We start from the raw sequence: 12728 nt of genomic DNA, 5'->3' as shown, positions 1-12728 counted from the left end.
CTGAGAGGTTAAATTTTTAGCGCTTGCATAGTCGTTTTGGCGTTGATGTGAAGAGCATCTTTGTGCGTGATTAATCTAGGATAGCTAGAGTCCCGCGACGGCTTCCATATCGAGTTCGATATCGGTACAGCCTTTGGCACAGTATATTCCTGCCGCTTGTTCTGCCTTTGCCTGCTCAGGCAATATCACTTTTAATGTCTGTTTACAGCTAGGACATTGCACTGGCTTACCTTTAAATACCCGTTTAATCAGATTTTTCTGCTCATTAAACGAGGTTGCTGTGGTTTGATTTAACACGGCAAAGGGGCTAGTCGAAGCAGTTGTCATCGGCAGGTGGATCCTTAGGTTAGGTAAAATGTTATGGTGAACAGTCACTGATAAAGCGCATTGCACAGGCAGCGTGTTGCACTGGTACAGTGTGCTCGCGAATACTGAGATTATAGCCTGAGTTGCGCTGTGATTGAAAAGCCTCAATTTAAGAGTGTTAAGCTTAGACTTAACCTATCGAGCAGCGGCATTAATTAAATAGCTAATTAACGTATCGGCCATCACATGTGATGGCCGACTTTTTACGAGAAACGACTAGAGGGTGCCTTGCCAAGTCGATGGGCGAGAATAACGCGTGCCATCTTTGACTCTGGCGCGGATGTGTTTGACATCATTAAGCTTGAACGCTTGACGGTAGCTTAGCCAAGGTCCTGAGTCGAGTTGGTATTCCAGCTCGGCATTGGGATACAGGCTATTGAGCACTAACAGCTGATTTTCAATACGTATTCCTGGTGGCGCTATGCGGTAGAAAACTCCCGCTTTTGCTAACTTAGGCTGCACTTTATTGGCGTAAACCGCGGCGAAGGTTTGCCAATCCTGTTTAAGGACTTGCTCGGCTTGGCCATTGAGTTGGCTGGCAAAATGTTGAGTCTGTTGGCTATAGATTTTACCTTGATAATCATAGGCTAATTCCCACGGTGCCTTGTGCCATGCCCGTTCTGCAAGGGCTATCATGCGCGGGAATAGCATGTATTCTGCTTGCTCATCCGATTGCACCATTTCGCTCCAAAGATTCCCCTGCAAGCCGTAAAAACCGTGTCCCGGCTTGAGCTGGCTGTGGCTGTCGTCCGCGATAAATGGCTGATTTAAACTATTGCGCCAGCGCTCGGCATGGGCGGGCAGGTTGTCGGGCATAAAGCTAAACACCTTAAAGCTGTCTATTGCCCTTGCAGCCCAATGATTACCGCGCTCATCTGGATGGCTAACATAGGGAAAATCAAAATAGGTGACTTCCGGCGTTGAGAGCACGACCTTCCAGCCAAGATTGACTTGCTTATGGGCGATTTGATGGCCGTTGTCTGAAATCAGTGACCAAGCGTTAGATTGCACTTGGGCGGGCATGTTTTCGGGGCGCACTTCACCCATGCCATCATTCCAGCCAGCGGCAATAATCCCTTTATCTGCCAGCATGTTAGCAACGCGTTCGATAAAGTAGCCATTGAGTGAGTGGAGTCCAGCTAACTCATCGGCTTTTTGTTTTTTCATTGCGATACACGCGGGAGAGTCGACCCAAGCGCCCGCGGTTTCATCGGCGCCTATATGGTAATGCACTAAGGGAATGCCTACGGCTTGGTGCATTTTTTTGACTTCATCAATCACTGTATCGATAAAGTGGTAGGTGCTCGCCAAGCACACATTGAGTGTATTGTCGTGATAATACTGAATCGACGAATATTGGGTTTTATCTGCAAATTCAGTCAGTAAAAACTCCTCCGCCTTAGCTTTATCTCCTTTTGCTAGGTAATGGTGATAACGCGCCTCCATGGATTTTATCGCGGCGCGTGAATGCCCCGGCATGTCCAGTGAAGGGATCACTTCGATATGGTGAGCATCAGCCAGTTGTAATATTGCTTGGTATTGCGCCACGGTTAAGTAGCCATCGACGGGATTAGCATCAGCTATGCCGCTGCCCAGTTGTGGCAATAAACAGCTTTGCTCGGTTAAATCGAAACAGCGTTTTGCGCCCACATCGGTCAGTTCGGGTAAGCCGGGTATGGCTAAACGCCAGCCTTCATCGTCGGCTAAGTGCAAATGCAGCTTATTGATTTTATAGGCGGCGAGCTGTGGAATAATGCGTTTGATAAAATCGAGCGAGTGGAAGTTACGGGCTAAATCGATGTGCAGGCCGCGAAAGGCGTAGCGAGGCTGGTCTTGGATCTCGATGGCGACCAGTTGATCGTCACTTAAACTGATCAGCCCAGCTAGGCTTTGTATGCCATAGAAGAGTCCCGCTTCACTGCCCGCTCGAATACTGATTTGCTCAGCCGTTATGGTTAACCTATAGGCTTCGCTTGTTTTCATTTCACTATCATGGGCTTCAGTGCTGGCGACTTTAGGAGCTTGAGTATCGAGTTGCAATAACAGCGGCGTGCCTTTGTCCTTGGCCGCAAACCCTAAACTGGCGAGGTAATCAAATGCCGCCTGCCGTCCCTTAAAATCGACAGTTGCAGCCGCGAGTCGATAACCTTTAGCAAGGGATAAAGGCGCTGAGTTTAGGCTTTGGCTATGAAGTGGCGTGGGGATGAGTTTGCCGCTAATGTCAGGTGCTTTGTCTGCGGCTAAGGCTTGATATTGCTCTGCTAAATATTGGCCATCGGCAAAGGGGGTTGCATCGTTTTTTGCCAGTAAGAATTGTTTCTCGGGATTAAAAGGCGCGAGGTAGTCTTGCTCGGCTAAACCTGTTTCTGGATCGCGCCTTGTTTGAGTGCTCTTTATGACCTGCGCCTTATCGCCCATAGCGACAAAGAAGTTTGGCATAAACTCGGAACGGGTGATTTGGCTGCCTTTGCTATAAAACTCAATGCGATAAACTTGATTGGCGACGAAGCCCTTAAAGCTGGCTTTAGGAGTGATTTTATGTAAATCGCCATTGATATGCTCAATGCTAAAGTCACCCGCATCGACGAAATAAACGGGCGATAATTGGCTGAAATAAATTTGCCAATCGCCATGATTTAACTCTTCATTAGATAACTTGTCGTTGGATAACTGAGCGGGCAAGGTCAGCTCAATGGCAGAGCGATAGCACTGGATTTCTTTAGCGGGACAGGTTTCAAGATAACTAGCGGTTAGCTGATAATTTAATTGGAGCTTATCGGCCAATTGATTCAGCGCGACATGATTTGCCTCCTGCACAGCATTGGCGGCCTGTACTGATGGCATTACAAGTATTGAAAGCACCGACGTCACGGGAAGCACTGCCATGACGCCGCTGACTAAGGCCGTCTTAATCCTCTGCCACTTTATTTTACCTTTCCCTTTCGTTAGTCCTTTCACTTAACTGAGTCCTTTTGTTGTAAAAACCACTGCGCGGCACCTATGAGGGCTGCATTGTGATGTTGGCTGGCTGAAATCGTCAAGTCTGTCAGTTGCGGGCCATAGACTAAGCTTTGCAATTTCTGTTTAAGCGCTTCAATAAAGAAGGGAAAGCTTTGGCTGACTGAGCCGCCAAGGACGATATCTTTGGGATCGTATACCAGTAAGGTTTGGGCGATCATGTGCGCCAAGTGTTCGCCAAAATGGGCGAAGGCTTGTAGCGCGTGGCTGTCACCTTCACAGGCTTTTTGGTACAAATGCTCGCCACTCATCTGATGATGAGTGGTGAAGTATTGCCCCGAGCAGTAGTGCTCAATAATGCCATCACGATAACTCAAACTGCCGATTTCACCTGCGGCGCAATGTTTACCCGAATACAACTGACCATTAAAAATCACCCCAGCGCCCACGCCAGTGCCTAAGGTAATCCCGAGCATGTCTTGATTGTGATTGAGCACAGCTTCGCCAAGGGCAAAGAGGTTCGCATCGTTATTTACAACCACATCCATCTCAAAGGTATTTTGCAGTTGCTGGGCTAACTGCGTTGCCGTTAGTGCTGGGATGTTGAGCACTTCGAGTAAAGTGCCGCTGTGCATATCCACCATGCCGGGTATCCCGATGGAAACTCCATTGGTTTCAGGCGTGAGGTGGCTGTGGATACAGGTCACGAGGAAATCGAATAATTGTTCAAAATTGCCATCTGCGGGAACAGGATACCGCCAAGTGTCGAGTAAGGTTTTACCTTCCACCTGTGCCAACATCAGTTTAGTTCCCCCAAGATCTAAACATAGGACGCTCATAATAGCTTGTTGCCTCTCGTGTTGTTTGTTGCCATAGGAACGGCATCCTTTGATGCCGCTTTCGCTGAAAATAGGGTGGTGTTTTTAATCAAGGGGCGAGCCGTTAGCGCGATATAACCTATGTAAGCCATAGGGATTAACAGCACTAACATCCCGAACCGTAACTCGCCGGACAGCTCACTGATAACACCAATGATCGGCGAGATAAACGCGCCGCCGATAATGCCAGTGCAGAGAATGCCAGCGAATGATCCATGATCTTGGGCGCGAGAATTGAGCGCCAGCGAGAAGATCACTGACCACATGATAGAAATGAAAAAGCCAACCAATGGGAAACAAATTAATGCTAGTTGGCTCGGTCCCCAAATCGCCACCAGAAAACAAACCAGTGAACTAAGGGAAAAACTGAGCAGCAAGATCTGACTGTCGATAAGCTTAAGTAGCAGCAAACCGAGTAGGCAGCCGAGCGTCATGTAAAACCAAAAATCGCTAACCACATTGGCGCCGACACTTAAGGTATCAAGGCCATGATATTGCGACAAAAAGACTGAGATACTATTAGCAAGCCCTTGTTCAAGTGCGACGTAGGCGGCGATAGCGAAGAAGAATTTCAAAACGGTTTTATCTTTGAAAAGGCGTAAATGGGTCTCCAGTGCACCCGCTGACTCATCCGCCAATTTATCCACTTTGGGCATCTTCACTAGGCTGGCAAAGAGCACCATGGCGAGTGCGACCACGGCAAATAACCAGTACATGGCAAGCCAACTCATGTTCTCGGGCAATAGCTGTTGCACATAGTTTGCGGATGCTGCACTGGCTTGATCTAAGGCGACAAAATGCTGGTACACCAGCGGCGCTAAGGTTGCGGCGCCGCCAAAGGCGAGTTGGGCCAGTACGGAGAAAAAGGCAAAATGCTCAGGCCCCGCGGCTTGGCGCAGTAAGGGATTCACAGCTACCTGCAATAAGCTCATGCCAGTGCCAATACAAAACAGGCTAAACATGGCGATGCTAAAGGTAGGGAGACACACAAAAGTGACGGCGCCGATAAACGCGAGGCTAAAGGCTAAGATGATCACCCGTTTTTCACCGTACTTGTCCACCAAAATTCCCGCAGGAATCGATGTCACTCCGTAGGCGATAAAAAACGCAAAGGGAAATAACCCCGCCAACGTCAGGCCGATAGCATAACTGTCAATTAACGCAGGGAAAATCGGCCCCATACTGTTAGTCATCAAGGAAATCACAAAGAAAGTGCAGAGGACAAACAGAATGATGAGTTTGTGTTTCATGTGCTTAGCCAATTGAATTAAGTGAAATTCATTGTGGACTGACGCTCGCTATGGCGGTGATACGAATAGTGCCTCTGTCGATACTTTTCTCACATATGCAAATCCTGTTCGCGCAGATTTAGCTGATTTACATCAGGTGCAGTTAATACGGGCTGTAGATACTTATAGATACTGGCGATAGATATGAGTTGCAGCTGCTGCGGATAGGCATAGGTAAAACCGTGTTTTAGTATCTGCTGATAAAGTGTTTACTTGTAAAATAGTTACCTTTAATTAACATTGGATAGAATAGTATTGGAGTGGCGGAGTTGAGTATCACTGCAAGGCTGACTTGCTATAGACAATAGTGCGCGAGGCACAGCGATTTCGCCGAGCTGATAGGTTAAGGCTGGCATTAAAAATAAGGTCTAAGTGATTGAATAATTTAACAGGATGGAATAACGGCTAGCTTGAGTGAATGGCGTTGATGTGTAAGGGCTGATTGAAGCTAAGGTAAAGGAATGAGTAACTGGAGTTTAATGGATGAAACCTCTGTGTGAAAAAGTGATCCCCGATGAAAACAGCTCTTGGCGTTACTTTCGCTATGAATGGGACCACATGGATCTCAACTGGCATTATCACCCTGAGTACGAAATCTGCTTAACCCTCAACAGTTATGGCATGCGTTATGTGGGCGATCATATTGCCCGCTATGGCGATTATGATTTAGTGATCATCGGCCCTGACATGCCCCACGGCTGGCAATCCGAGGCTAACCTTGATATTTCACCTGACGAGGTTTCAAAGAACGATTGTTTGAAAGGCGGCGCTTCAACTGCGGTCGGTTTGAAAGAGCCCAGTTTGAAGGGATCCGCTTCGAAAAATCGAGTGAAGGAAGTCGTGTATGTGGCACAGATTCCCGCAGCCTGGCTACACCAAATTGTGAATGAGCAGCGCGAGTTAGCATCCTTGCATTCGCTTTTGACCCATGCCAAACGGGGCGTGTTGTTTAGTGAGGAAACGGCGCGCAAGGCGCATAGCGTGTTTATCGCGATGGAGACGGCCAATCCCTTTAAACGCTATATTTTGTTATTGGAATTATTAGCGTTATTACAACAGGATAGTCAGCAAGAACTCTTGTCCAGTACCTTGTTCACCCACGGCAGTAAGCTCGACTTTACCGTGAAAAAGCTCGATAAAGTGATTGAGCATATTTATGACAATTACACTCAGGCCTTGTCGGCACAGGACTTGGCAAAGTTGGCGCACATGAGCACCAATCATTTCCATCGCTTCTTTAAAAAACGCACCGAGAAAACCTTAACTGAGTTTATCAACCAACTCAGGATCGCTAAGGCGTGCAAGTTATTACTCTCGAACCAGAGCCCGATTTCAACCATCAGCGATCAGTGTGGTTTCAATAATTTATCTAATTTCAATCGACGCTTTATTCAATTTAAAGGCGTCACGCCGAGTCGCTTTCGTCAGCGCTTCAGCAGTAAACAAAGGGCGATTTAACCCTTACTTTCACGAATGCTTAGGCTGAAAATACTGCTCCACTAAGGTTTGGCAATAGCTTATCGCCTGCGCCGTAATGTCCGCTGAAATCGGCTCAAATGGGCGCTTCAGTTTTGGGTCACGGTAATCCATTCCCGCTAATAGCGCATACCAAGAAGGGCGAAAGTAGGCTAGCTGCTGATCGTATTGGTAAAGCAGTAAATCAAAGTCTTCCCCTTGATACCAAGCTTTTAATAGTTGCGTCAGCCTTTGGGAAATGGCGACTTTTCTCGCCGCCATCCAATAGGGTTCGCTGCGCTGACTGGTGACATAATGGGCCTGAATGTAATCCTTTATGCCGAGCACTAACTGCATCACCGCCTGATTCAGTGTTTGTCGACTTAAGGTTTCTGCCTGCTTATTTAACTGATAACGCTCGAATAATGACATAAATCTTTCAAGGGTGAACTGAGTCATCATGATGGACGTGGCTTCGAGTGGCTCGATAAAACTTTGCGCAAGCCCAATCGCCAGTACATTGTTGTGCCAAGCCTTGTCACTAACGCCGACCCGCATTTTAAGAAACCGCACTTGGGTCGACTCGGGTAAATTTACACTGTGCAATAATTCCTTAGCCGCGGCATTGGCACTGAGGTGGCGACTGCTATAAACATAGCCATTACCAAGCCTGTGGGTGAGGGGGATTTGCCATAGCCAGCCCGCACTGAGCGCCGTGGCGCGGGTATGGTATTTTGCCTGCTGCGTTTGAGTGGAGTCCAATAATGCAGGTACAGGTACAGGTACAGGTACAGGTACAGGTACAGTGACGGCGCTGTCGTTGAGTAACTCCTCGGCGAAGGATTGAAAGGGCACGCCTAGGGCTTTATGAATTAACTTAGCGCTAAAGCCGCTGGCATCGATGAAAAAGTCGGCGCTTAGTCGTTCGCCATTTGCTAGGTTCAGCGTCTCAATCTGCTGGTGTTGGGTGGTTGAAACCTCGACCACATCAGCAATGATCTGCCGTACGCCGCGTTGGCAGGCATAATCTTTTAAGTAATTGGCCAGCTCAGTGGCATCGAAGTGATAGCCGTATTCGTTGATGTAGGGCATTGCTTTATTCGGCCTTGGGCTGAGATTGTGCTTGGCCAACACACCGCTTGAGAAAAACGCATCGGGTTTAACGGCATTGCCATGCCCTCGGCGCCTCGCATTGGCGTTGATAAAAAAGACTTCGGCGGGTTTTACATCCATTTGAAAATAGAAAGGGTGGAAATATTGCTGCCCGTCACCATTCCAATTGATAAAGTCGATGCCGGTTTTATAGCTGGCGTGGCATCGTTCCATCCAATCTTTTTCGCTAATGCCTAAGTTGTCCATAAAGCGTTTTAAGTGTGGCGTCGAGCCTTCGCCAACGCCGATAGTGCCTATGTTGTCCGATTCCACTAAACAGAGTTCAATGGCGGCAAATACGGGGTTATTCGCGAGGGCGGCCGCTGCCATCCAGCCTGCGGTGCCGCCACCTAAGATAATGATTTTTCTGATTGCTTGCTTCACTTTCATGGCTTATCCCCACTGCATTATCAACGCAAAAAGCCGACCCTAAGGTCGGCTATGGTGTGACTCAAGTTTAAAATTTGTAGCTGGCACCGACGAAATAACGTGAACCAAATTCGATGGTATTTTGGGTCAATCCGTATTTAACATCATAGGATTGCACCACTTCATTGGTTAAGTTAACCCCTTCGAGTGAAACATCTAAGTTCTCCATCGCATGCCAAATAATCGAGGCATCGACTTGTTGATAGCTGTCGTTTAACACGTTTTGAATGTTACCCACGCCTAAGTATTCTGAACGCCAGTTATAGGCGATACGGGCGCTGAATAGATCATCTTCGTAGAAGAGTGAGCCGTTGAAGGAGTTTTCTGACACGCCTTCAATCATTTGTTCAGTGCCATCGGGGCGAGTGCTTTTACTGTCAACATAGGTGTAGTTGGTCAAGAAGCCAAAACCGCTTTCAAAGTTATGTTGCAGCTGGATTTCAAGCCCAGTCACTGAGCCGCTACCGCCGTTGGCAGGGGCTGTGACGCGGCATTTATCCCACTCGGATTCTGATGCGCCGCAACCTTCGATATATTGCGTCGACTCAGTGACAAACACTACGTTATCAATATCTTTGTAGAACAAAGCCGCCGACAGCATAGAAGATTCAGTGAAGTACCATTCGATGCCAAGGTCGGCTTGATTCGCCTTATAGGGTTTCAAATTTGGATTGCCGCCGGTTGCAGTACCAAAGTTTTTCGCTATGGCTAAACCTGGTTTGAGATCGCTATAGTTGTTACGTGCCATCACGGAAGAGGCCGAAGCACGTAGGATTAAATCTTCTTGCAGATCAAAGGCGACGTTGATACTCGGTAGCCAATTATCGTAATTGACGGATTCATTGTAGGGCTTGCCATCGGCAAAACCGGTTGAGGTTTGGTCAGTGTTAACGTAACGCACGCCAAAGTTACCACGGTAGAATTCGCCGCTGAAATCCGCTTTGGCGTACAGGGCAAACATATCCTCTTCGACAGTGAAGGTGTTACCGAGATCGGCGACTTCCACTAACTCGCCATTGGCGTATTTCTCGCTGATAAAGGCCCACCATTTGTCTTCATCTAACTTGGCATAGGAGTCGAGCACATTGCCGCCGCTCTGGGAATGTAGCCCAGACAGCACGCCATCGCTCCAGTTGGCTAGGTTGCCATTAGGCACGAAACCTAGGATTTCTGCGGGGTTACGGTTGAAGGCATTACGCTCGAAATCACTGGTGTTGTACTTAATCCCGACCGCAATTTTGTTAATAAAATCATGGTCGAGTTGATATTCGAAATCGGACTGTGCGTAGGTCACTTTATGATCTTGCACTGTGGTTTCGTAGTTCGCCTCTTGGGCGTGCTTGAATTGGCTGGCATCGTTGGCATCTAAACTCGTCAGCACCACTTGGTAGGGACCCGTGGCATCGTAACTAAAGCCGCCATCGACACTGCCTTGACCATTAGGGAAGGCGGGGTCGCCAATTTTACCGCCTTGATCCGTCGCTGGGATCCACCAAGAAGATGAACCGCCTTGGGTGCCGCCATCTGAGGTCGATTGGCCGATGACGCCGCTCACCGTAAAACTGTCCCCGACGTATTTTCCGGTCAAGTTGAGTACGTCAGATTTCATATTGACCGCATGGCGCACCACAGGGTTATAAATAATCGACGCATACGCCGGCAAAATCGTTGCCGACGCTGTGCCGCCTTGGGCGTTATTCACTACGTTGGTGGAGCCTGAACCGCGTGCGCCAACGGTTAAGAAGTTATGGTTTACGTGGGGGATATCGAGTTCAAAATTAAAGTAATCTAAGGTGAACTCGGTATTGTCAGTCGGTGCAAATTGCAGTGTGACTTGGGCGCTGGTCCGTTCACGTTCGGCTCTAAAGGCCTGCGAGCCTATGCCCCAAGCGCCAACGGTAGATTCTTGATTTTGCGCGGGATCGGCGGCGAAGTATTCATAATAACCACTGAGAGATTCCAGTACTTGGCGGCCGCTGGTAATTTTTTCTACTGAATAGGCGCCTAAAATGCCGAACTTTTCATCGTCATTTTTCCAGCTTCCGAGGAAAGAGCCACTCGGGTCCGTTTCATCGTACAGACTGCTTTGGCTCAGCTCGCCAGCGACTTGATAGGTGTGGGCATCGAGATCTAAGGGCTTGCGGGTTTTGAGATCGACAGTACCGCCCAGCGCACCTTCTTCAAGTCTGGCGGTCGGGGTTTTGTGCACTTCAACGGCGTTCACTTGCTCAGCCGACAACAATTCCATATTGAAGGTACGAGTGGCAGGACCCAAGTCATACCAAGAAGTGCTAGCAACGGTTTGACCGTTAAGCAAAATACGACTCTGCTCTGGCGCTGTACCGCGAATAGTAACGCCGCTTACTTCACCGTATTGTCTATCGACCGTCACCCCAGAAATTCGCTGCAGCGCATCACCGATGTTTTTATCGGGAAACTTACCTATGTCTTCCGAGGTGATGGCATCGACCGTGGAGTCGGCGAAGCGTTTGGTATTCAATGAGGCTTCAATCGAGCGACGTATGCCGCGTACTTGGATTACCTCTATATTTTCTGCCGTTGCCTCTTGTTGCTCCGCCGCGACTGCGGTTGAGCTCATCCCGAATAAGGCATTAGCGATACACAATGCGAGCAAAGAGCTCTTAAATAATTGACCTTCTGACATGTTATAGCGTCCCTGTAGTGCTTTAGTGTTGTTTTTTTCTTCAGTTAACTTACCTGTTATCGAATTGTTGATGCGGTACTTTTCACACTAGGATTGGTATTTTTCTATTGTGTTTAACGCGAGGGCGGCGGTGATTTCAACTTGAATGCTGATGGACGATTTAACGACTTAGCGTAGAAAAGTATGGCTTGTTGCTAGGATGGTATAACTAACGCTGGCTAGATTACTCACTATAGATAAGCCGAGCGAATGAGTGCGAGACTGTGTGCGAGTTTGGACATAGTGGGCGTTAACTCATTGCTTTTTAACCATTAGCCTCAAACATTATCTATAGGATGAGATCATGAAACTGAAATCGATAGCCGCCGCAGTTGGACTCTGTTTAGCGAGCGTAAGTCTTGCCCACGCCAGCGATAAAACCATTTACCTCACCTTTGATGATGGTCCAATTGACGCGACTTTAGGGGTATTGGATGCGCTAAAGGATGCCAATATCAAGGCGACCTTCTTTATCAATGCATTTCATATGTATGGCGAAGGGGATGAAAACGAAGCGTTAGCGGCTGTCGCCCTGCAACGTTTATTAGACGATGGTCATATTCTGGCAAACCACAGTTACGATCATATGCTGCATAACTGCACCGATGGCGTTCAATCGGGGGCGGTTTATTGCAATCAAGTGGGTCTATGGCCGGTGAAATCCTATCAAGATGCGGCCACCGACTTTACCTACTTTGTGACGAACACCGCCAAAGTGGTTGAGCTTATCCCTAATGCCGCCAGTTATCCTAACAACAAGATGACTAAGTTGGCGCGTTTGCCCTATACCAATGGCTGGCGCGTGACCAGTAAACTTAAAGGCGACGGCTTGTGTGCAACCTCTGATACTGTGCCGCCTTGGGACCCTGCTTTTGCTTGTACCGCCGAAACCTCTACCAACAGTTCGCAAGTTGCGGTGCAAATTCAAAATATGCTCGCCGAGAGTGATTATAAAATATTTGGTTGGGACTTTGATTGGGGGCCAGAGGATTGGGGCGTGGCTTTTCCAGCCGAATCTATGGCCGATGGGGTTGAGCTGGTGGATAAAATCAATCAAGTGATCAACACCTGTGCGGGCACCACAATGAACCCTCTCAACAGTCGCACGCAGAACTTAGACTGCAGCGATGGTTTGCACGACGGTAAAGTGGTGATCTTGACCCATGACTTCTTATTTGAGAATGCCCATCGTGGTCAAGGTGCGACCATCAACTTGCCTAAAATTAAACGCTTCGTGGAAGAGGCACTGCGCCAAGGATACCGTTTCGACACGCTAGATAACTATGCCCCCGCTTGGCAGGATCAGCATGATTATCAGCAGCCTGATTTTGTCTCCTATCAAGATAAAATTTATTCCTTAGTGCAAGCGCATTTCTCCCAAAGTAATTGGCAACCGAGCCAAACCCCAGCCTTGTGGAAAAACGAGAAGTAGTACGAGTTATAAACACGAAACCCATGGCCGCAGTGACACTTTTAATGTCACTGTGGCTAGCTGTT

General features: G+C 48.1%; 8 protein-coding genes. 2 read left to right on the top strand and 6 right to left on the bottom strand.

Features of this window, described 5'->3' with window-relative positions; all coding sequences use genetic code 11:
• Positions 1 to 84: 84 nt before the first annotated feature.
• The 4 genes from Q4Q46_RS00655 to Q4Q46_RS00640 form a co-directional block, all read right to left on the bottom strand.
• Positions 85 to 327 (bottom strand): hypothetical protein, encoded by a 243-nt coding sequence (locus Q4Q46_RS00655; protein WP_006080930.1) that lies wholly within the window; start codon positions 325 to 327, stop codon positions 85 to 87.
• A 255-nt stretch (positions 328 to 582) separates the two neighbouring features.
• Positions 583 to 3324, bottom strand: coding sequence for a family 20 glycosylhydrolase (locus Q4Q46_RS00650; RefSeq protein ID WP_311904975.1), 2742 nt, complete (start codon positions 3322 to 3324; stop codon positions 583 to 585).
• Complete coding sequence (locus Q4Q46_RS00645) at positions 3321 to 4163, bottom strand: ROK family protein (RefSeq protein ID WP_311904974.1); 843 nt, start codon at positions 4161 to 4163, stop codon at positions 3321 to 3323. The genes Q4Q46_RS00650 and Q4Q46_RS00645 overlap by 4 nt, the downstream gene beginning before the upstream one ends.
• Positions 4160 to 5452 carry an MFS transporter gene (locus Q4Q46_RS00640; RefSeq protein WP_311904973.1) on the bottom strand — a complete coding sequence of 431 codons (1293 nt, stop codon included), beginning with the start codon at positions 5450 to 5452 and terminating at the stop codon, positions 4160 to 4162. Before Q4Q46_RS00640 ends, Q4Q46_RS00645 begins: the two co-directional genes overlap by 4 nt.
• A 522-nt stretch (positions 5453 to 5974) precedes the next feature.
• Between Q4Q46_RS00640 and Q4Q46_RS00635 the strand changes: the two genes are divergently transcribed.
• Positions 5975 to 6949 (top strand): AraC family transcriptional regulator, encoded by a 975-nt coding sequence (locus Q4Q46_RS00635; protein WP_311904972.1) that lies wholly within the window; start codon positions 5975 to 5977, stop codon positions 6947 to 6949.
• Between the two features lie 9 nt (positions 6950 to 6958).
• On the opposite strand, the gene Q4Q46_RS00630 is transcribed toward Q4Q46_RS00635, so the two are convergent.
• Both Q4Q46_RS00630 and Q4Q46_RS00625 read right to left on the bottom strand, forming a co-directional pair.
• The gene (locus tag Q4Q46_RS00630; protein ID WP_311889291.1) at positions 6959 to 8488 is read right to left on the bottom strand and encodes a tryptophan halogenase family protein; all 1530 of its coding nucleotides are present in this window, start codon (positions 8486 to 8488) and stop codon (positions 6959 to 6961) included.
• 67 nt (positions 8489 to 8555) lie between these two features.
• On the bottom strand, positions 8556 to 11192 hold the full coding sequence (locus Q4Q46_RS00625; protein WP_311904971.1) for a TonB-dependent receptor: 2637 nt from the start codon (positions 11190 to 11192) through the stop codon (positions 8556 to 8558).
• Positions 11193 to 11535: 343 nt separating this feature from the next.
• Between Q4Q46_RS00625 and Q4Q46_RS00620 the strand changes: the two genes are divergently transcribed.
• Entirely contained in the window at positions 11536 to 12663 is a 1128-nt protein-coding gene (locus Q4Q46_RS00620; RefSeq protein WP_311889289.1) for a polysaccharide deacetylase family protein, read from the top strand.
• Positions 12664 to 12728 lie beyond the last annotated feature (65 nt).

Origin of the sequence: Shewanella vaxholmensis (assembly GCF_031932135.1) — a bacterium.
GTDB lineage: Bacteria > Pseudomonadota > Gammaproteobacteria > Enterobacterales > Shewanellaceae > Shewanella > Shewanella hafniensis.
The sequence above is the reverse complement of the archived record's forward strand: the minus strand, read 5'-3'. Positions and strand labels throughout refer to the sequence as shown.